The following is a 21,210-nucleotide window of genomic DNA, read 5'->3' as shown; positions in this document are numbered from 1 at the left end:
GGCCATTGAAGGGTTGCGTGACGGGTCATTGGTACGCGTGCTGCCGCAGTATCAATTGCAACAATTAAACGTATATGCGCTGTATCCCTCTCGTCAGTACCTAGACGCTAAAATCAAGACGTTTGTGGCGTTTCTGCGTGAAAGGCTGCCCGGTATTCTCGAGGCCGAGGAAGAAGAACTACGCGAATTAAGTCGGCGCAATGCCTGTGGTAGCGCTCGTCAGGCGCAACCGGCCTGATCACTCCTGGCCCTGATACATCGATTCGGGGCCATTTGTGCTTTTCTTTCTCTGCTCATCTATCCGATACTGAGGCTACCCAGGCGGGCTAGGTATGCGTGCGATTGAGTGCTTAGCTAGCTAATCAGTAGTGCTCAATCAGGATAATCAATGAGCCCTCAGTCATCCTCCGGCCTTGCCGAGCAACCGCTCAAGGGCATCGGGCTGATCTGTATTGCCATACTGTTGTTTGCCAGCCATGACACGATGTCCAAATACCTGTCGGGGTTTTACCCGATTGTGATGGTGGTCTGGGCCCGCTATGTTTCCCATACATTACTGATGCTAGGCGTTTTCGGGCCGCGCATGGGGCTGGGTGTCATTCGAACACGGCGACCGGGGATGCAGATTGCGCGAGCACTGTGCCTGATCGGCACCAGTCTGTTTTTCACTACCGGGCTACGGTATCTGCCTTTGGCAGAGGCTACCGCCGTAAACTTTCTGGCCCCTCTGATCGTAACGGCGCTCTCTGTGCCTTTGCTGAAGGAGCGCGTCACTCGCCCGCAGTGGATCGCCGTTGTGACGGGGTTTATTGGCGTGCTGATCATTGTCCGGCCGGGAAGCACACTCTTTACGCCCGCTATCTTTTTCCCCTTGGGCTCAGCGGTGATGTTTGGGATCTATCAGATCTTTACGCGCATCCTTTCCACCACTGACAGCCCCACGACCAGTAATTTTATCGCCGGGTTGGTGAATACACTGATCATGTCAGCTTTACTGCCGTTTTTCTGGGAGCCGCCTGTTTGGACGCACGTCATCCTGATGGTCATGCTGGGCGCCTGTGGTATGGGCGGTCACCTGCTGCTAACCCAGGCCTTTCGCTATGCACCGCCTGCACTGTTGGCTCCGTTTAGTTATGGTCAGATCATCTGTGCCGGCTTGATGGGGTTTATCTTTTTCGGGCATATACCAGATACAGGGGCTTTGATTGGCATGGCCATCATCAGCCTGAGCGGGCTGGCTGTTGCCTGGCAGCAACGCCGCGCCCGTGCTTCGGCTTCTCGTACTTAGGAGATCTATCATGACTATTTCCACCGCTCGTATTACAACAGCCACCCCTAGCCGCTATATCACACGGCTATGTAAACACTGGGGGCACAAGTTTGAGGTGACGTTCGACGAGCAGAAGGGCTTGATTCAGTTTCCAGCCGGCACATGTCAGCTGGAGGCGCAGGACGGCGTGCTGCTGGCAAAGATCGAATTTCCTTCCGAGGATCTGGAAAAGATGGAGGAAGTGGTAGCCGATCATTTACAGCGGATGGGGAGCGGGGAGGCGTTAATCATTGAGTGGGCTAGAGCCTAAGCCTGGCTGACTTACCACCTAGGCTGACGTGATTTGCTTTCACTGGCGAGTCACATTAGCCAGTCCTTGTCTCAGTCTCTGTTCCTTGCTGCGCGCTGGGCTCCTTCGCTCTATCGGCTTTTTGGCGGCATACGGCGAAGGGCCTTCCATGCCATTGCGGTGCCTCGCGGTATACATGCCGCTCGACCTTGAGACAGCCGTCTGAGGAGCAGCTGGGTGCAAGTCTTTAACCACGTTTTATTCAATGGTTTCGGACGGACTCAGCGCGCTGAGAGCAAGCAGGATATGAGATACGAGAAGCATGCAAGCCATCAACAGGCGTGATGTCTCATATCCCTAAGACGCTGATGGAAAGAGAGGGCTTCAAAAGGCCAAAGGCAGACATGAGGTTTCTTTAACTCACGCTCTTTGCGGTATTGCAAAGAACGTGAGCCGCCCAAGGGGCGCAAGAAGGAATATAGAAAGAAGGGCAGCAGGTCTGAAAAGACTATTAATCAGCGCACCAGATAGTCCACTACAATCCCTACAAAAATTGCCAATCCCGCCCAGTGGTTATGCAGGAACGCCTTGAAGCACTTCATGGGGTCCCGGTCTCGTGTACTCAGGAATTCCCAGATAAAGCAACCTAGTGCTACTGCCAGACCCAGGTAGAACCAGATGCCCATGTGAAAGCGCGAACCGGCGAGGATCAGGCAGAGCAGAGTAAGGCCCTGTAGCGTCGCGATGATGATGCGGTCTGCGTCGCCAAACAGGATGGCCGTGGATTTCACGCCGATCTTCAAATCGTCTTCCCGATCCGCCATGGCGTAATAGGTGTCGTATCCCACCGTCCAGATCACGTTGGCGATGAATAATAGCCAGGCCTCAGGCGGAAGCGAGCCGGTTTCGGCGGTAAAGGCCATCGGCATTCCCCAGGAGAAGGCTGCGCCCAGTACCACCTGTGGGTAATAGGTGTAGCGCTTCATGAAGGGATACAGCGCAGCGATACCCAGGGCGCCAAAGGACATCCAGACGGTTGTGGCGTTGGTAAATAGCACCAGCACGAAGCTGAGCCCAACCAGCACGGCAAAGGCAGTCAGGGCTTCCTTGGCGGTTATCCTGCCAGTGGCTAACGGGCGAGCCTTGGTGCGTCTGACATGGCCGTCGAAGTTTCGATCGGCAAAGTCATTGATTACACACCCCGCCGAGCGCATCAGGGCGACACCCAGCACGAAAATAATAACGTTCTTCACGCTCGGGCGGCCTTCGCCCGCAATCCACAAGGCCCAGAGTGTTGGCCAGAGCAACAGGTAGATGCCGATGGGCTTGTCCAGTCGCGTCAGTTGGACGAAGTCTTTGATGCGGCTGCTAGGCCGGGTGGTCCCGATGATTTTCTGCGGGGCGGCGGTAGCGAGCGAGGCAGCGGGCTGTGGCTTTTTACGGGAGCGGTTCTTTTTCATTGCGGCGCCGTATCGGAATGAACGAAAGCCCGAGCCGTTTTACGGCGGGCTGGCCGATTATAGCCTCTGATCTTTCAGGAACTGCCAGAACGCTGGCAGAAAGACCTCGGCAACCAGCACGCCAAGCCCATCGCGGCGAAATACCGAGCGCCGAGCCCAAAGCGAGTCCTGCGCCTCCTCCAAGGGAAGCCAGTCGGCAGGATAATGGGTGGCTTCCAACGGATCACGGCTAAAGGCATTGTCGCTGAACAGCAGGGCTCCCAAGGGGCGTTGACCCAATTGAGCAAGCTCAAACCCTGAGGCCTCGAGCGCCTCGCGCGTTGCCACACTGCGGGCAAACACCCAGCGGCGCTGTGCACCCAGCAGAAAGACCTCACGTACCCAGCCAAGCGTGTCTGGTGGTGCCTCCAAGGCTTTGCATTCATCTTCCCGCAGCGGTTGCCATCCTTCTGCGACGACTTCCACTTCAAAACGACCTTCGCTGAGCTGCGTTAGGCGTTGGGTCAGAGAGCCATCGTCTTCGAACAGCCATTCACGAGGAGCTGGGCCGTGTAGATGCGCTGAGGTTTGCCAGAGGGGAGAGCGGGGCGTCATGTCAGGTGACCAGTCCATAGGAGGCTCATAGCTTAACAGCCGGGCGAAGGGTTATGGCCTGAGGCCAAGGCTATTGGCGCGTCGGCGCAAGAGTTGCAGAAAGGTCTCCAACTCTTGGCTCAGGGGTTCGTTCTTGCGCAGCAGCACGCCATAGGGCGCCATCTCTTCCTCGATTTCAAGTGGAAGCGGCACGACGAGCCCGGTCCGCAGATAGTCCGAGACTACCGTTTCGGACAGCACCAGAATCGCCTCGGTCATCTGCACCAGCTGCAGCATGGCAAAGACCGAACTGCATTCGATCACGTCTCGCGGCGAGGGTAGCGAAAGCCGCTCGAAGGCTCGCTCCAGTGCCATGCGGGCCGGACTGGAGGACGGCTGTAAGATCCAGGGCCATTGGCTGACCAGCTCGCTCAGGTCGATTTGGTCGCGCCCCGCCAAGGAATGATCGGCCCGTACGGCTACGACCAGATGCTCGTTACCCAACGGCTCGAACTGATAGCGGCTCCGGTCACTTTCCGCATTTTGACGTGCTACAGCGAGGTCAATGGTGCCCTGGTCCAGTAATTCGATGAGCTGATCGCTGGTGTCTCCCATGATCCGCAGCTTGAGGCGAGGGTACTGACGCTTCATGTCGGCGATGGACTGAACGACCAGATCGGGCGCTGCGCCCATGATGGTGCCGATGGAGAGATACCCATAGCCGCCTTGCTGGCGATCGGTGATGTCTTCGGCGCAGCGGTCGAGCTGCGTCAGGGCGGTACGGGCAAAGCGCAGGACTTCTTCGCCCAGCGCATTAGGCTTCATGCCTCGCGTCTGGCGCTCAAACAGCTCGCAGCCAAAGGCATCTTCGATTTCCTGCAGCATGCGAGTGGTCGCCGGTTGCGACATGTTCAGGGCCTGCGCGGCGCGATGCAGATTCTGGCTATTACCCAACGTGACCAGCATGAGCAGGTGCTTGTAACGCAGCCGATTGAACAGGGCGCGCGCGGATGCGGATACGTTCATTGTTGTTCTTCCTTAGCGAACGATGCCGCCTGGGTATCGGTGTTGACCTAATTATTATTGGTAATCACGCGCCATCACAGCTAAAGAGTGAGCTCCAAGAATAAAAAAGGAATTCGCCATGCAGTTCTCTTCTCGCTTACCAACCGGCTGCCTCATCCATCTGCCGCCTCGCTCTTTACTCTTGCACGATGCGCGCTAGCGTTTGACATGCGTAGGCGGTCCCTTTTGATTGGAGGCTTGGCAGCCATGGCTTCACCCGCATTGCAGACGTTTGCACAGGTAGGCGAGACCCTTGCGATTTACCGAGGCCCAGTACTCGATGCCCATATTCATCTGTTCGATCCACAACGCCCTGAAGGCGTCCCGTGGCCTGAAAAGAGCGACTCCATTTACCGACGTACGTTGCCAGAGGATTATTACGGCCAAGCCGCGCCGCTGGGTATCGTCGGCGCGATCGCTGTAGAGGCAAGCCCCTGGCGGCAGGATAACGAATGGCTGCTTGAGACAGTAAGGCAACATACCGGGATGGTGGGCTTTGTCGGCAATCTGGTCCCGGGTGATGAACACTTCGCTGCTGATCTCGATCGCCTCGCATCCGAGCCACTCTTTCTAGGGTTTCGCTACGGCAATTTGTGGGAGCGGGACTTGGCGAAAGATCTCCATAAGCCGGGCTTTATCGAGGGGCTACGCCTTTTGGCTCAAAGCGGCAGGGCTCTGGATAGCGCCAACCCGACTCCGTCGTTGATCGCTGCGCTACTGAAGGTAAGTGACGCCGTTCCAGACCTTCGCATCGTGGCGGATCACCTGCCCAATGCGCAGGTCCTGCCTGCTGAGCAGGAGGCGTATTGGCGTAATCTGGAAACACTGGGTACACGGCCAACTGTGTTCATGAAGCTGTCCGAAGTCCCTCAGCGCATAAAGGGAGCCATAAGCCTGGATGTTTCGTATTACCAGGATTATCTCGACCGGCTGTGGTCGCTCTTTGGGGAGGACCGTATCCTGTTTGGTAGTGACTGGCCCAACAGTGACCATCTCGTCTCACTGGCTAAAACGGTTGGGCTTACAGGTGCCTACATGGCAACCAAGGCACCTGCTGCGCAGGAAAAAGTGTTCTATCTAAACTCCAGACAAGCCTATCGTTGGAGTCCACGGCAAAGACAATAACTTTAAGTGATGCAAATAAGGTATCGAATGTAAGTTTATTTCGATTAGTCAGGCATCACTTCTGCGCTTAGATTCAAGGCACCTACAACAAAAACAAGGTGAACGTCATGACTCGCTTGCTTCATGTCGATTCTGCACGCAACTGCCGTCACATCCGCACTCGTTTTTCTTTCTCTAGCGCTCTACGCCATCGACAGCCATTAGCTGCGCGCTAGGGTTTGCCGTTTCGTACGTCGCTCCACGCCCCATAACAATTCCAAGAGGAAACTGGCGTGAACACATTGTCTCCGCACATCATCAAGAAGGTCTCCTGGCGGCTTTTGCCGTTTCTCCTGCTCATGTATGTCCTGGCGTTTCTGGACCGCGCCAACGTAGGGTTCGCCAAGGCTGCCTTTCAGGCAGACACTGGCCTTTCGGATGCAGCCTTTGCCTTTGGCGCCGGGATCTTCTTTCTCGGTTATGCCTTTCTAGAGGTGCCCAGTAACCTGATCATGCACAAGGTCGGTGCCCGGCTTTGGATGTGCCGAATCATGGTGACATGGGGCCTGATCTCGGCGGCAATGATGTTTGCCCACAACGAGATGACCTTTTATGTGCTGCGCTTCTTGTTGGGTGTCGCTGAGGCCGGTTTTTTCCCGGGTGTAATTCTCTACCTGACGTACTGGTTTCCCCATCAGGCCCGTGCCAGGGCTATGGGGTTCTTTTATTTTGGCGCACCGCTGGCATTTATCTTCGGAAGCCCACTCTCCGGCCTGCTGCTCGAGTTCGACGGGCTGGGCGGGCTGCATGGTTGGCAATGGCTGTTCATGGTGGAAGGACTCCTGGCGACCGTTGTAGGCGTCTGGGCCTACTGGTATCTGGATAATCGTCCGGGTGATGCCAAATGGCTGACCGTTGAGGAACGCCGGGCGTTGCAAGAGACGCTTGACCGTGAGGACCGCGAAAAGCTCGCCCACGGCAAGAGCCTGCTCAAAGTGCTGACACATCCCGGCGTTCTCTATCTGTGCCTGATCTATTTCCTGATCCAGACCAGCGTCTATGGCGTGGTGTTTTACCTGCCCACGCAGGTGGCGGGGCTACTGGGGCAGAAGGTCGGCTTTATGGTTGGCTTGGTCACGTCCATTCCCTGGGTGTGTGCGCTTGCAGCCGCCTACCTGATTCCGGCTTACTCAGATCGCACCGGTAATCGCCGTGCAACCGCGGCGCTTACCGTCGCTATGGGCGGATTAGGTATTGCCGCCTCGGTAGCGTTCGGCTCGCCGCTGCTGGCGCTGGTCGCTCTGTGTTTTGCCGCCTCTGGGTTCATTGCCGTCCAGCCGATCTTCTGGACGTTTCCCTCAGCTTACCTTGCCGGTAGCGCGGCGGCGGGCAGCATTGCCCTGATCAATTCTATCGGCGCGTTGGGCGGATTCATGGCACCCAACCTCAAGCGCTGGGCCGAGACGGCCTTTGACTCGACCGCTGCCGGCCTCTACTTCCTTGCCGGCGCCAGCCTTCTAGCCGGTTTGCTGATTATTGCTGTTCACCGCTTCAGTCCTTCGACGCCCATCAAGCGCGCCGCTACGCCTCTTAATACGCTGCCAGGAGACGCCCATGAGCATGCCCACCATTAAACACGTCCGTGCCTTCACTCTACGGGGCGGCGGTGCGGATTATCACGACCAAGGCGATGATCATTGGATCGACGATCATATCTCTACGCCCATGGCAAAGTATCCCGAGTACCGGCAGAGCCGCCGCAGCTTTGGTATCAACGTATTGGGGACGCTGGTGGTAGAAGTGGAGGCCAGCGACGGGACGGTAGGCTTTGCTGTTACCACGGGTGGTGAGTTGGGCGCCTTTATCGTCGAAAAGCACTTGGCGCGTTTTATTGAAGGCGCCAAGGTAACGGACATCGAAAAGATCTGGGACCAGATGTTCAACGCAACCCTTTATTACGGGCGCAAGGGCATCGTTCTCAATACCATTTCTGGCGTGGATCTGGCCTTGTGGGATTTGCTCGGCAAGATTCGTCAGGAGCCTGTTCACCAGCTCTTGGGCGGTCCCGTACGGGATGAGCTGCAATTCTACGCGACCGGTGCCCGGCCCGACCTTGCCAAGGAAATGGGCTTTATCGGTGGCAAGCTGGCGCTTCAGCACGGCCCCGCTGAAGGTGAAGAAGGGCTGCGCAAGAATATCGAAACACTAGCTACCATGCGTGAGCGGGTGGGAGACGACTTCTGGCTGATGTTCGACTGCTGGATGAGCCTTGACCTCAACTACGCTACCCGTCTGGCCAATGCGGCAAGCGAGTTTGGCCTCAAGTGGATCGAAGAGGCACTGCCGCCGGATGATTACTGGGGCTACGCCGCCCTCCGTCAGCAAGTGCCGAGCGGGATGCTGGTCACTACAGGAGAACACGAGGCGACCCGCTGGGGCTTCCGTATGCTCTTGGAGATGGGCTGTTGCGACATTATCCAGCCGGACGTGGGCTGGTGCGGTGGTATCACCGAGTTGATCAAGATCTCGGCGCTGGCTGATGCACACAACGCGCTGGTCGTGCCCCATGGCTCCTCCGTCTACAGCTACCACTTCGTCATTACCCGCACCAACAGTCCCTTCTCGGAATTCCTGATGATGGCGCCCAAGGCGGACAAGGTCGTGCCGATGTTCAACCCACAGCTCTTGGACGAGCCGATCCCGGTCAATGGCCGCATGAAGGCCTCCGTGCTGGACAAGCCCGGCTTTGGGGTACGCCTAAACCCCGAGTGCCAGCTGCATCGACCCTACGATCACTGATAAAGGAGCGCGACGTGGAGGCACCGCGCCGCCAGACAAGGAACCGCCATAATGCCAACAAAAGCGTTCCGTATGACCTTGCATCCCGGGCAGGCTGAGGAGTACCAGCGCCGGCACGATGAGATCTGGCCTGAGCTGGTCGACGCGCTGCTAGCCGCCGGTGTCGAGGATTACCGAATCTTTCTGGACCCTGATACGCATGCACTCTACGCCGTACTGACGAACCGCAGTGAGCACGCCCTGGATGAGTTGCCCCGCTTGCCGGTGATGAAGCGCTGGTGGCATCACATGGCTGAGATCATGGCGACCAATCCGGACGAGTCGCCGGTGAGCGTACCGCTCTTGCCTGTCTTTGTACTGACGGCAGGAGACGCGTGATGGAGGTCATCCTGCTGGGTGTCATCCTGCATTTTATCGGCGGCTTTGCTTCCGGCAGCTTTTACATCCCTTACAAGAAAGTGCAGGGCTGGGCCTGGGAGAGCTACTGGATCATTGGCGGCCTGTTCTCCTGGTTGTTCGTACCACTGGTGGCGGCCGTGCTGACGGTCCCTGGTTTTACGCGCATCATCGCCGAGGCTGATATGTCCACGTTGCTCTGGACGTATGTCTTCGGTGTGCTGTGGGGAATTGGCGGCCTGACCTTCGGCCTGACCATGCGCTACCTGGGCCTTTCGCTGGGCATGTCCATCATTATGGGCCTGACCTCCGCCCTTGGGGCGCTGATGCCTGCGATCTACAAGGACCTGTTTACTGACGAAACCCGTGGCTCCTTTACCGAGCTGGTCGCCAGCGCTGGCGGGCATTGGGTGCTGGCGGGCGTTGCCATTTCGCTTGTGGGTATTGCCATCTGTGGGCGGGCCGGTGTGATCAAGGAGCGGGAAGTCTCCGAGGCGACCAAGCAGGCGAGTGTGGCGGAGTTCTCCCTGGCCAAGGGGTGGACCGTTGCCATCATCTCGGGCGTGCTCAGCGCCTGCTTCAGCTATGGCATCTCGGCCGGGCGTCCCCTGGCTGAAGCGGCCGTAGCCCAAGGCACCAATAGCCTGTTCCAGAACAACGTCACCTTTATGCTGATCATGTGGGGCGGGCTGACCACCAACGCCATCTGGTGTCTGCTACTCAATCGGCGAAACCGCTCATTTCACAATTACACCGACTCGCGGACGCCGCTCCTGCGCAATTACCTCTTGGCAGCCAGCGCCGGCACGATCTGGTTTCTGCAGTTTTTCTTCTATGGCATGGGTGAGAGTCGGCTCAACAACGACGCCAGCTCTTGGGTGTTGCACATGTCTTTCATCATTGTCGTGTCGAACCTGTGGGGGCTGTATTTCCGTGAATGGCACGGCACCTCGGCGCGTAACAAGCGCATCCTGCTGGCAGGCATCGTGGTCATTCTGGCCTCGATTGCTATGGTGGGGTATGGCAACTATTTGAAGTAGAGATGACTCGGCCCTGAATTTATCGAACCCAAGGAGATAACCATGCTGCTCGCAGACAAGACCGTCATCATCACCGGCGCCTCTCGCGGAATAGGCCGTGCCATTGCACTGGAGTGCGCTCGCCAGGGCGGTAAAGTCGTTATCGGACACAGCGGCAGCGAACCCAGCAAGCCCCAGGTGGCCTCGTTGATCCAGGAAATCGAGCAGGCCGGTAGCCGTGCAGTCGATGTGGGCGCCGATGCCGCCGACCCGGACACCGGCAGCAAGCTCGTCAAAGCCGCAGTAGAGGCCTTCGGCAGTGTGGATGTGTTCGTCAACAATGCCGGTATCTGCCCGTTCCACGCTTTTCTCGATATGCCACGGGAGGTCTATTACAAGACCGTCGACACCAATCTCAATGGTGCCTATTTCGCCGTACAGGCCGCAGCCAATCAGATGAAGGAGCAAGGGCGGGGCGGTTCGATCATTGCCGTCAGCTCGATCAGCGCATTGGTGGGCGGAGCAATGCAAACGCATTACACACCCACCAAGGCTGGCCTGCTGTCACTCATGCAGTCCTGTGCCATTGCCCTGGGCCCGTACGGTATACGCTGCAATGCCGTACTGCCGGGCACTATCGAGACCGATATCAATAAAGACGACTTGGCCGATCAGGAGAAGCGCGACTACATGATTAAAAGGACACCCCTTGGCCGGCTAGGGGAGCCGGACGATCTGGCTGGCCCAGTTGTATTCCTCGCATCGGACATGGCCAGGTACGTCACTGGCGCTTCCTTACTGGTAGATGGAGGCATGTTCGTGAATTTGCAGTAGCAATCTCATGCGGAGCATTGCTCCACTTCGATCCTTGGAGATGCCTTATGAATAACAACAATATGCAGGCAATAACGGGTGCAACAGCAGGAACTACGTCTACCTCGCGGGAAAACGTGATTCCGCTCAAAAGCGCCCGGCTCAAGCGTATCCAGTGGGTGGCACTGGCGCTTCTAGTGCTGTCGGGTTTCGTCAATTACCTTGACCGCAGCACGTTAGCGATTGCCAATCAGACGATCAGCCAGGAGCTGTCCTTTACCCCTACCGAAATGGGGCTTTTACTTTCTGTCTTCTCTTGGGCGTATGCCGTCGCGCAGTTACCCATCGGCGGCATTCTTGACCGTTTCGGCGCACGTCTCACCTTGGGCCTGGGAATCTGCCTCTGGTCAATTGCTCAGGGCATGCTGGGATTGCTCAGTAGCCTGAACCACATGATCCTGGCGCGTATCGGTCTGGGTATCGGCGAAGCCCCTCAATTTCCGGCTGGCGCCAAGGTTGTCAGTGAGTGGTTCAACATCAAGGAGCGAGGGCTGCCGTCCGGCATCTTCAACATGGCGTCCTCCCTCGGGCCGGCGATTGCCCAGCCGATTCTCGCCGCGCTGCTTCTGGGCCTGGGCTGGCGGGCGATGTTCATCGCCATGGGCATCATGGGGGTGGGCGTGGCGATTGTCTGGTACGCCGTCTACCGCAACCGTGATGAGGTCAGCCTTACCGCGCAGGAGCAGCACTATCTCGACGAAGGCATGGCCAAGGGTGAAAGCGCGGGCCGTATGACCTTTGCTGAATGGCGCGGACTCTTCAAGCTGCGTGTGACCTGGGGCATCGTCTTTGGCTACGTCGGCATCATCTACATGCTGTCGTTGTACCTGACCTGGCTGCCTGCGTATCTGGAACGGACCCATCACCTGTCACTTGCCAGCGCGGGCTGGGTCGCCAGCATTCCGTTCCTCGCCGGAGCCGCGGGCGTCATCAGTGGCGGCCTCTTGGTTGACCGCGTGATCCGTGGCGGCGCCAGCGTCAGCCGCAGCCGTAAATGGCCGATCTGCGGCGGCCTGATCGGTGCAGGCTTCTTCACGGTCCTGGGCGCCTATGCCCAGGGCGTCGTCCCGGTCATGGCGTTATTCAGTGCGGCACTGTTCTGTCTGAATGTAGCGGTGGCTGGCACATGGTCCCTCGTCAGCGTGGCAGTACCGTCACGCATGGTGGCCTCCCTCGCCAGCATCCAGAACTTTGGCGGCTATTTCGGCGGTGCCTTTGCTCCAGTCGTGACCGGTATGGTCGTGCAGCAGACCGGCTCGTTCACACTCGCCCTGGTCATCGCAGCCCTGATCGCACTGCTCGGCGCTGCGAGCTACTTCTTTGTCGTCAAGCTTCCTGAAAAAGGAGGCCATCTGGCTTCTCACTGATACCTTAACGTTCAACACAACAGGACTTCTTATGCAGATGCCACATAACGCCTTCAAGGCAGCGCTCAAGCAGGACCAGACTACTTACGGCATCTGGGCCGGCTTTGCTACAGGCTACGCGGCGGAAATCATTGCCAGCCTTGGCTACGACTGGATGCTCATTGACGGTGAGCACGCACCTAATACCGTGCCCACGATTCTGGCGCAGCTCCAGGCCGTCGCACCCTATGCCACTCAGCCCGTGGTACGGGCCGTAACCGGTGACAGCGTGCTGATCAAGCAGCTACTCGATATCGGCGTCCAGACCCTGATGGTGCCTATGGTGGAAACAGCCGAGCAGGCGCGTGAGCTGGTCCGGGCCATGCGCTATCCACCCCATGGTATTCGTGGGGTTGGCGGTGGGTTGGCCCGTGCAACCCGTTGGGATGGTGTGCCGGATTACCTGGCTACTGCCCATGAGGAGCTCTGCCTGATCGTACAGGTTGAGTCGGCCAAAGGGGTCGAGAACGTCGAAGCGATTGCTGCGGTAGAGGGCGTCGACGCGGTCTTTGTCGGTCCAGCTGACCTGTCCTCGGGGTTGGGCTATCCCGGTAACCCAGGTCATCCCGACGTGCAGGCCAAGATTCGGCACGCCATCGATGCCACCCGCGCCGCGGGCAAAGTCAGCGGCATTCTTGCCCCTCAAGAGGATGACGCTCGCCGCTACCAGAGCTGGGGCTGCCAGTTCATTGCCGTGGGCATTGATATCAGCCTGATGCGTCAGGCGGCCCTCGATAACCTGCGTCGTTACAAGGAAGGCCCGGCCGTCAGCGCGCCTTCGCGAACCTATTAAAACAAGAGGACTCGGCCATGACCCAACCGTATCAGAACTTCATCAACGGTGCCTTTCAGGCTAGCAGCGAACATTTAGGGGTTTTCAATCCCGCCACTGGCGCACGCTTGACCGACGTGCCTGCCTCTAATGGCAATGACGTAAACCGCGCCATCGAGGCTGCACGTGCCGCCCAGAAAGCCTGGGCAAAAAAGCCCGCTATAGAGCGCGCTGGGTACTTGCGCAAAATCTCCGCCAAGATCCGTGAGCATGCGCCTCGACTGGCGCGCATCATTACCGAAGAGCAAGGCAAGGTCAGTGGTCTGGCTGAAGTCGAAGTCAACTTCACAGCTGATTACATCGACTACATGGCAGAGTGGGCGCGCCGCATCGAAGGCGAAATCATCACCAGCGACCGGCCTAACGAAAACATCTTTCTGTTCCGTAAGCCCCTGGGGGTAGTCGCAGGCATCCTGCCCTGGAATTTCCCGTTCTTCCTCATTGCCCGTAAGCTGGCTCCAGCTTTGGTAACGGGCAACACCATCGTTATCAAACCCAGCGAAGAGACGCCGATCAACTGCTTCGAATTTGCCAAACTGGTCGCCGAAACGGACTTACCTCCTGGCGTGTTCAACGTTGTCAGTGGAGCGGGGGAGGTAGGCGGGACGCTCAGCACCCATGCCGGTGTCGACATGATCAGCTTTACCGGCAGTGTTGCTACCGGTGCGCGCATCATGGCGTCGGCTGCACCCAACCTCACCAAGCTCAACCTTGAGCTCGGCGGCAAGGCACCGGCTATCGTGCTGGCCGACGCTGATTTAGATCTCGCCGTCCGCGCCATCCGCGGCTCACGCATCATCAATACCGGACAGGTCTGTAACTGTGCCGAGCGCGTATACGTCGAGCGTGGCGTAGCCGATGAATTCATCTCACGTGTCAGTGCTGCCATGAGTGAAACGCGCTACGGAGATCCGCTTGCCGACCCCTCGGTAGAAATGGGCCCGCTGATCAACCAGGCCGGACTCGATAAAGTTGCAGAACGTGTGCGTACGGCAGTCAGTCAGGGCGCTACAGTCATCTCTGGTGGCAAGGTCGCAGATATTCCCCAAGGCTTCCACTACGAACCCACCGTACTGGCTGGCTGCCGTGAAGACATGACCATCATGCGTGAGGAGATCTTTGGTCCCGTCCTACCAATCCAGATCGTCGACAGCCTGGACGAGGCAATCGCCTTGGCAAACAACTCCGAATACGGCCTCACCTCATCCGTCTATACCCGCAGCCTGAGCAAAGCCATGCAAGCCTGCCGCGAAATTGATTTTGGCGAAACCTATATCAACCGCGAAAACTTTGAAGCCATGCAAGGCTTCCATGCGGGTGTACGCAAGTCAGGGGTTGGAGGGGCGGATGGAAAGCATGGGTTGTATGAATATACCCATACGCAAGTGGTTTATATGGAGTGCTAATAACGATGCCCACCTAAATGAGTGGGCATCTTTAATTTAAACAACTTAATTTCATTTGTGTGTTCAAAAAATTTATTTCCAAGAGTCATAAGGTACACCGTGTATGTCTACATACTTCTTGGACATCTTAGATGGGGGTCTGTATTTGTCGCCAGATGTGCCTTCATACGGTCCTGCTTTAGCTGCAGCGCTTTTTCTTCGAGTAATTTATCAGGTCGTTGCCTCTGTTTGATCCTTTAATAATTAGGCAGAAACCTTGTAATGAGTTTGCCTAGTATTAAAGATCAAGAGTCTGGTCAGAAGAAGGTTTCTCCTGCATAAGCCTTGAATTATGGTTCATTGAGCTAATTTTTGGTTGCGAGCATAAGCGACCAAATCTTTGGGATACACCATGTGACTGATTTGGCTGTCATCTATGTCATAAAGATAGGCCACGGCACCGGCCTCGAAAGACCAGTAACCAAAATATGCACCTTCGGTTGAGGTCATACTAAGATGGGTATCATGCCACGTTGTATGTTTGAATGCTGGATACCATTCTTTACAATACTGATTCAGAAGTTTTGAAGCCTCATCTTTAGTTTCGGCATACATTGCATATATTAAGGTGGTATAAGGCTTATCATGGTACCATTCATCAATTTCTGCACGATTAGGTAGTAAGCCTCCTACAAGCTCTTCATAAAGCGTATCTTCAGTTGCATATCCTGGATCAACAATTTTAGTAATACGTTCTAAGAGATCCTTGCGATTAAATAATATAGCTATTCCGATCAGTTGGAGACAGTCTTCATAATCTTCAAGTTGGTCAAGACCTAGAGGCGACATCTTAAGTTCATTTTCATAACGCCCGAGAGCTAGTTGATAGTTCTCGTAGGCAGAAATTACTTTTTCGAAAGAGTCTTCGATCTGCCGTATTGGCTGTCCAGCTGTATAATCAAGAATCCAGGCCATCAGCTCATTTTGAGCTATTAGCATAGTTGCAACTGACTCGGCTTCTTCAGGCGTATCCGCTTGCGGCTTGGTGACTTTTAAGAGTTCGATATCTCCTAAAAAATAATTTCGCATATTTTGATAGTATGCGGCGGTCAAGAAACGTTGCCGAGCTTGCATTTTTGACTCCTCCATAAGGCTTGGTTGTTTTCCGTATCTTTTAGTCAGGGCACGTTTGCGTTTGTTTACTGCGGTCCGCACCTCATCTTCTCGATAATGAAAGGCGGAGTGCTCCATGTGGCTCTCGGGGGCATCATTTTTGGCAGCAGACTCAGCATGACGCATTGGTGAACCGCTCGAGTGGTAAAGTGGGCTATAGAAAAGATGACGGCTGTATGAGGAGCGGACCTGAGAAGCTAAAGGGCCAACTGCTCGAAGCAAGTTACGAGCAATCCAGTGAGTACTCATCTGGCCGTAGATAGTAGTTGAAGGTTTAGCCGCCTTTGGAAATGAGCGCTGCGGCTCTATAGATGAATGCTTTTCACCTTTTTCCCTGATCCGCCTTTAGAGCTGCTGGAAGTAGATATTGCGTCTTGCTCAATAGGCTCAAGCAACTCACTTAGATCATTAACATCGATTAGCGTTTTATCTGCACCAGATTTGCCCAATGTACTGGTTATGCTTGGCTTACGTGTATTGCCTGGTTTGCGGAGGAATTTGGGACCGTCTTCTTCTCTGCTCGCTTTGGCCTCGACAATGGCAAACCGCTTTCCGTTGTTGGTCAGTGGGTCAGCACGCCATACGGCATCGATTCCTGTCCTGGTCGGGGGATCGATGTGCTCGCCACTGACACCTAGCAAGTCGTTTAAAGATCCGCTAGAACGGAGAAGTTAGCTGTCTCGTGACCAATACCAAATCGTTGCTCCCCACTTGGACTCTGGGAAAGTGGGCATGATCACGCCTTGCTTAAAGTACTGCAGTGAGTTTTGCTTGGCACTACAAAACCAATAACCTGATCGAGGGCAAGGCTCTCCCGCGTAAACTTTAAGTTGTGATCCATCCTGCTCCTTTTTATTTCTAGCATAAGCGACTAGGTCTTTGGGATACACCATATGATTGATTTGACTGTCATCTATGCCATAAAGATAGGTTACAGCGCCGGCTTCGAAAGCCCAGTAACCGAAGTAAGTACCTTCGGTTGAGGTCATACTAAGATGGCTGTTATGCCAAGGGCAGCTTTTGAAGGCGGGGTACCAAATTTTACAGTACTGACTGAGCAGATTTGCTGCTGACTGTTTATCTTCAGCATCAATAGCATCAAGTAAGGTTCGATAGGGTTGATCATGATACCATTCTTCCAAATTAGCTCGGCCAGGCTGGATCTTTCCAACTATCTCTTCATATAGAGCATCTTCTGATCTATAACTAGGATCTATAATATTGACAAGCCTTTCAAATAAATCTAATCGACCTATCAATATTGCGATGCTTATAAGCTGGAGGCTGCGCTCATAATCTTCTAAATTTTCCAAGCCTAGTGGAGATATTAAGGAGTCTCTCTGAAATAACCCCTGTGCTTTTTGGTAGCGTTCGTAGGCAAGAACTACTGATTCAAACTGACTTGAAAGATCCGACAGTCTTTTGCCAGCCGTATAGCTTAATACCCATGAAAAAAATTCATTGTCAGCCATAAGCATGGCCCTGAGTGAATCGGCCTGCTCAATTGAGTCAGCAGTGAGCTCGGCTTTTTCAAGCTTGCTAGTGTCCGCCGTTAAGAACTCATGCATGTGGCTATAATAGGTTTCAGTTAAAAAGCTTTGTCTGATTTTCACTGTTAGGCCTCAAGCCTCAAGCTGTTTTGATTTCCATGTTTTTGAGATAGCTTACGTTTTCTTTTATTAACGGCTATCTTTATTTCGTCTTCTTTGAAATGAAATGCCTTATGCAATCGGTGTTTGGATTCATCACTATCTTTAAGGGCCGCTACCGCATGCTCCATGGGTGACCCGCTTGGATGATAAAGTGGGCTAAAGAAAAGATGGCGGCTATATGAGCTTATTATTTCAGCCCTAAAGGAAATAAGGCTCGATGTAGATAAGTTTTTGTAAATCCACTCATGACTCATTTGCACAAGTATTTCTACTTTTTTGGCTGTGGGCGATTTAGCTTCTTGTGAAGTTGAAGAGTTTCGCGGACGACTCCGCTTACGCCCGCTAGCTTTGGCGTTACGTTGGTATCCTAGTCCTGCCGACTCGTTTTCGATAGGCTCAAGTAGCTCGCTTGGATCAGTAGCATCCTTAGCTTTTTCTGGTATTCCCGACGCGCCCAATGTACTGGTTATGCTTGGCTTACGTGTATTACCTGGTTTGCGGAGAAATTTGGGACCGTCTTCTTCTCTGCTCGCTTTGGCCTCGACAATGGCAAACCGCTTCCCGTTATTGGTCAGTGGGTCAGCACGCCATACGGCATCGATTCCTGTCCCGTTCGGCGGATCGGTCAGCTTGTATAAGATGTGCTTGGCTTTGGGGCTACCCCCGGATGATAGCTTGCCAAGTTTTGAGCCACTGGGTGTGCCTTCCAGCCAGACGCCGTCACAGCCCTTGTCATGACCATCCCAGTCATGGCCCCATCCTAGCTCATTAGCGCAGATGTAATCAGCAATGTGCTCGCCGCTGACACCCAGCAGGTCGTTTGAAAGATCAGCTAGGGACCGTGTTCCAATCGTCGAACGGTCAACGCCATTGCTATGCGTTCCCGCTGGGCTGTCTCTGCCCTCTTTGGCGACTTGAGCATCTCTAGCTGCTGGTTTTGGTTGAGTAGCCGGACGGCTAGTGCTGGACTCTGCCCCGGAATTGTTACGCTGTAGGCGCTTCCACTTTAGAAGCCGCTTTTCAACGAGCCCTACCAGTGCCGGCAGGTTATCCCGAGCGACGACCAAGACATCTAACACCCCGTTACGTACGACTCTTGGAAGGGCATCAAAAGTCGATGAATGCCGTACCCCTTCAATAATTTCATCAATCTGTCCGTTAAGCGCTCCGGCATCGAAGATTTGTGCGAGTAATGCTTCTGGGCTGCTTTTGACGCCACATTCTTGCAAGACGAAACGAAGCAAATCGAACAGGACGGGTGCATAGCGGTTGGGATCTTTATTTACAATCCGAAGACTTTTCTTGACGCCATCACCTGGGCCAGGAATCCAGCCGATAAATGAAAGGAGAAGATCGAATTGCGCCTCTTCTTTCTCTGCGTCATTTTTAGATGTATAAATCCGTATGGCGGACTCAACGGTGTCATAGGTATCTATTGCCTGACCTAGAATAGGTACTAAGCCAAGCGCAATTCCTTTTCCGAGCTCAACGAGGGCATCTTGATAGGCAACCGAGTGATTTTCTCTCGCTCGCTGTCCTGTAGAGATATTTGTCATGTCAGAGGATCCTTCCTGCTGCGTGCCTTATTAACTCATCTAAATCTATACGGTCTGGGTCTAGGCCAAGCGTCACAAGATCTTGGTGTATGTCCTGATCAGTTACTAAGAGTCTTTTAATCGGCTCAAGAGACAACGGACGTGGGTCTTCTCCATAATAAACCTTAGCTGCGCCAGAGGGGACGTCCTCGAGCCGGGCAAAGCCTTTGTCATCAAGGATGCCTTCCCGGCTCGATCCATCGCAGAATATGACCTTGTAAGGTGCATGTGGAACGGGCTCTAGGTTGTCATAGTGCAGATTCAGCTCAAGCCAATTCTTTTCGGCGTTTATGGATTGTAGAGGGGAGCCGGCTCGGTCAGCATCGACCGCGCCGGGAACATGAGGCAGCTCAACTCTAATGCCACTTCCCTTGCCTGGTGCCCCTCCTGAGTTGATGTTTACCGCTGCCCCCATCAACGTAACGCCACTAGGATCCAGCTTTATAAAGGCGCCGCCTGCCTTGGCGGTCAGTTCAAGCCCGGCTTCGATAACGACCTTACTTCCGGCATACAGGTGGATCTCATTACCGGTCTCGATGTATTGCCCGTTACCCAGCTTGATGTGCTGATTCTGGCCCACCGTGAGGTGGTCGTTGGTCTTGATTTCGGTTTTACGGTCCAGGTCTGTGGTGTGGTGCTCTTCGGCTTTGAATTCCGTGTAGCTGTTTGCCTCGATACGGTCATGGCGCTCGTGACCGACACGGATTTTCTGGTCGTGCTCGATGTTCTCGTCCCAGTCCCGCTGGGCGTGGATATAAATCTGTTCCTGACCTTTCTTGTCTTCGATGCGCAGTTCGTTATACCCACCACCGCCCGGTGTGCTGAGTGTTTTGAAGACGGTGCGCGTCTTGTTAGCGGGCAGGTCGTATGGGACGACGTTTTCCTTGTGATACAGGCAGCCGGTGATCAGGGGCTGATCAGGGTCAGCCTCAAGAAACGTCACCAGCACTTCCATCCCAATACGGGGAATGGCGATGCCACCGTAGCGGTCACCGGCCCAATTACTGGCTACACGAAGCCAGCAGCTGGTCTGCTCGTTGGCTTGGCCTTCGCGGTCCCAATGAAACTGGACCTTTACGCGACCGTATTCATCGCAATGGATTTCTTCGCCTTGGGGACCTGTCACGACGGCCGTCTGACTTCCCAAAACAGCGGGCTTGGGATGCTCAAGAGCCGGGCGGTAGGGGACGTCCCATGGGGTAGCGGTAAAGCGGTTGCGGTAGCCCTGGGTGAAACCATCCTCTTTAGAGACGTCACTGGTGACGGACTCTTCCAACACCTGAGGTTGGCGACCTTCATGGAAGACTTCCTGGATAAGCCAGAGCGCATTCCAGGACGTGCGGGGGTGGCTGGTCAACGGTAGAAAGTGCCCACTGACCAGACCCGCGTCGCTTTGTCCCTCTGCGAGTTGTGAATCAGCCTGATGGCGCTCCAATGCGCGTTGGGCAAGGTGTTTGCCCCGGGTACGATCGGTAAAGCGGCCCGGATAGTCATAGTCCTCCAGATCAGGGGAGGACGGACCCTGGTAGGCTGCCTCCATCAACAGGCGTGGCTTCCCGAAGTTGTAATCGCGGCGTGTAACCCGACTGGTTCGCGTCGCCAACCGTACACCGAAACGGCGAACGACTTCATGCTGAGCCGCTAAGCCAGAGTCTTGCTGATAAGGCACAGATGAGAGCTTGGGGAAGACAGTCTGATCATCTCCAAATACAAGTACATGCCCACTGCCGCTGTGTTGAAAGTGGTAGCTCAGGCCTTCTTCTTCACAGAGACGCTGGATGAAATGTAGGTCGCTCTCATCGTATTGAACACAGTAGCCCCTCGGTGGATAGACTGTCTTGCCGAGCTGGAAGCGGTAGGCTCCTTCAAACAAGCCGTGTTCCTTGAGGATCGCTTCGATGATCTTGGGGACGGTAAGCTGCTGAAAGATACGCTGATTGACGCGGTGCGCCAGGTAGGCCAGTTGAGGCACAAGGCTGACACGGTAGCGCGTCAGGCGCTTGCCCGAGTCGCCTTGAGCGGCGCGGTAGACCAGCCCGTGAACACCGCAGCCGCTAGGGCCAAAAGCAAGGTAGGCCGGCTTGTGCAGCAGGCTTTCCAGATCGAGATCAGGCCGTTCGCTGACAAGCTCGATATCGAAACGATACGTCAGATTGAGGGCTTCGTGGCCTTCAAAGCTCAGGACCTGCAGGTCTGTCGACAGGCCTTCGAGCGAAAGGGTGATATGGCTTTCATTTGCGTCCAGCATCCTGCTGAGCCTTCTTTCCTTGAAGAACAGGGCGCGGAGAGTGCCGAACTAGACCATACATTACCGTGAAC

At 55.1% G+C, this 21,210-nt stretch carries 19 protein-coding genes; 12 read left to right on the top strand and 7 right to left on the bottom strand.

The features are described 5' to 3' along the window. The 3 genes from PLU01S_RS20000 to PLU01S_RS19990 form a co-directional block, all read left to right on the top strand. Positions 1–238 (top strand): LysR substrate-binding domain-containing protein (locus PLU01S_RS20000; RefSeq protein ID WP_244901221.1); only part of this gene is annotated, 238 nt, incomplete at its 5' end. A 150-nt stretch (positions 239–388) separates the two neighbouring features. Further along, on the top strand, positions 389–1,288 hold the full coding sequence (locus tag PLU01S_RS19995; protein WP_074826930.1) for a DMT family transporter: 900 nt from the start codon (positions 389–391) through the stop codon (positions 1,286–1,288). A 10-nt stretch (positions 1,289–1,298) separates the two neighbouring features. Next, a complete protein-coding gene (locus PLU01S_RS19990) occupies positions 1,299–1,580 on the top strand; it encodes a DUF2218 domain-containing protein (RefSeq protein ID WP_074826928.1) in 282 nt (93 codons plus the stop codon). Positions 1,581–2,074: 494 nt separating this feature from the next. Here the strand turns inward: PLU01S_RS19990 and ubiA are convergent, their stop codons facing one another. The 3 genes from ubiA to PLU01S_RS19975 are packed head-to-tail and all read right to left on the bottom strand — an operon-like array spanning position 2,075 to position 4,618. Next, positions 2,075–3,019, bottom strand: coding sequence for a 4-hydroxybenzoate octaprenyltransferase (ubiA, locus tag PLU01S_RS19985; RefSeq protein WP_074826923.1), 945 nt, complete (start codon positions 3,017–3,019; stop codon positions 2,075–2,077). Positions 3,020–3,076: 57 nt separating this feature from the next. Continuing rightward, complete coding sequence (locus PLU01S_RS19980) at positions 3,077–3,631, bottom strand: chorismate--pyruvate lyase family protein (protein WP_376748352.1); 555 nt, start codon at positions 3,629–3,631, stop codon at positions 3,077–3,079. A gap of 33 nt (positions 3,632–3,664) precedes the next feature. Next, positions 3,665–4,618, bottom strand: coding sequence for a LysR family transcriptional regulator (locus tag PLU01S_RS19975; RefSeq protein WP_074826920.1), 954 nt, complete (start codon positions 4,616–4,618; stop codon positions 3,665–3,667). A 246-nt stretch (positions 4,619–4,864) separates the two neighbouring features. On the opposite strand from PLU01S_RS19975, the gene PLU01S_RS19970 reads away from it, so the two are divergent. The 9 genes from PLU01S_RS19970 (at position 4,865) to aldA (ending at position 14,492) form a co-directional block, all read left to right on the top strand. After that, positions 4,865–5,782 carry an amidohydrolase family protein gene (locus PLU01S_RS19970; protein ID WP_216822614.1) on the top strand — a complete coding sequence of 306 codons (918 nt, stop codon included), beginning with the start codon at positions 4,865–4,867 and terminating at the stop codon, positions 5,780–5,782. A 272-nt stretch (positions 5,783–6,054) separates the two neighbouring features. Then, positions 6,055–7,395, top strand: a complete 1,341-nt coding sequence (locus tag PLU01S_RS19965) for an MFS transporter (RefSeq protein ID WP_074826913.1) — start codon at positions 6,055–6,057, stop codon at positions 7,393–7,395. Further along, the gene (gene rhmD / locus PLU01S_RS19960; RefSeq protein ID WP_074826910.1) at positions 7,376–8,560 is read left to right on the top strand and encodes an L-rhamnonate dehydratase; all 1,185 of its coding nucleotides are present in this window, start codon (positions 7,376–7,378) and stop codon (positions 8,558–8,560) included. Before PLU01S_RS19965 ends, rhmD begins: the two co-directional genes overlap by 20 nt. 51 nt (positions 8,561–8,611) lie before the next feature. Then, positions 8,612–8,938, top strand: coding sequence for an L-rhamnose mutarotase (rhaM, locus tag PLU01S_RS19955; protein ID WP_173869094.1), 327 nt, complete (start codon positions 8,612–8,614; stop codon positions 8,936–8,938). Continuing rightward, a complete protein-coding gene (rhaT, locus tag PLU01S_RS19950; protein WP_074826906.1) occupies positions 8,938–9,996 on the top strand; it encodes an L-rhamnose/proton symporter RhaT in 1,059 nt (352 codons plus the stop codon). Before rhaM ends, rhaT begins: the two co-directional genes overlap by 1 nt. Positions 9,997–10,038: 42 nt before the next feature. Beyond that, positions 10,039–10,809, top strand: coding sequence for an L-rhamnose 1-dehydrogenase Lra1 (gene lra1 / locus PLU01S_RS19945; protein WP_074826902.1), 771 nt, complete (start codon positions 10,039–10,041; stop codon positions 10,807–10,809). Positions 10,810–10,856: 47 nt separating this feature from the next. Further along, positions 10,857–12,215, top strand: coding sequence for an MFS transporter (locus tag PLU01S_RS19940; RefSeq protein WP_083397929.1), 1,359 nt, complete (start codon positions 10,857–10,859; stop codon positions 12,213–12,215). A gap of 31 nt (positions 12,216–12,246) precedes the next feature. Next, entirely contained in the window at positions 12,247–13,047 is an 801-nt protein-coding gene (locus tag PLU01S_RS19935) for an HpcH/HpaI aldolase family protein (protein ID WP_074826895.1), read from the top strand. Positions 13,048–13,064: 17 nt separating this feature from the next. After that, the gene (aldA, locus tag PLU01S_RS19930; protein ID WP_074826893.1) at positions 13,065–14,492 is read left to right on the top strand and encodes an aldehyde dehydrogenase; all 1,428 of its coding nucleotides are present in this window, start codon (positions 13,065–13,067) and stop codon (positions 14,490–14,492) included. Between the two features lie 336 nt (positions 14,493–14,828). On the opposite strand, the gene PLU01S_RS19925 is transcribed toward aldA, so the two are convergent. From PLU01S_RS19925 to PLU01S_RS19910, 4 genes are all read right to left on the bottom strand, one after another. Then, positions 14,829–15,770, bottom strand: coding sequence for a PoNe immunity protein domain-containing protein (locus PLU01S_RS19925; protein ID WP_159435105.1), 942 nt, complete (start codon positions 15,768–15,770; stop codon positions 14,829–14,831). A gap of 545 nt (positions 15,771–16,315) precedes the next feature. Beyond that, entirely contained in the window at positions 16,316–17,257 is a 942-nt protein-coding gene (locus PLU01S_RS19920) for a PoNe immunity protein domain-containing protein (protein ID WP_074826890.1), read from the bottom strand. Positions 17,258–17,259: 2 nt separating this feature from the next. Then, positions 17,260–18,852, bottom strand: coding sequence for a hypothetical protein (locus PLU01S_RS19915; RefSeq protein WP_074826887.1), 1,593 nt, complete (start codon positions 18,850–18,852; stop codon positions 17,260–17,262). A gap of 1 nt (position 18,853) precedes the next feature. Beyond that, positions 18,854–21,139, bottom strand: coding sequence for a type VI secretion system Vgr family protein (locus PLU01S_RS19910; protein ID WP_074826881.1), 2,286 nt, complete (start codon positions 21,137–21,139; stop codon positions 18,854–18,856). Between the last annotated feature and the right edge of the window lie 71 nt (positions 21,140–21,210).

Origin of the sequence: Pseudomonas luteola NBRC 103146, from assembly GCF_002091675.1 — a bacterium.
Lineage (GTDB): Bacteria > Pseudomonadota > Gammaproteobacteria > Pseudomonadales > Pseudomonadaceae > Chryseomonas > Chryseomonas luteola.
Note: the sequence above shows the minus strand (reverse complement) of the source record. Positions and strands in the feature narration are given on the sequence as shown.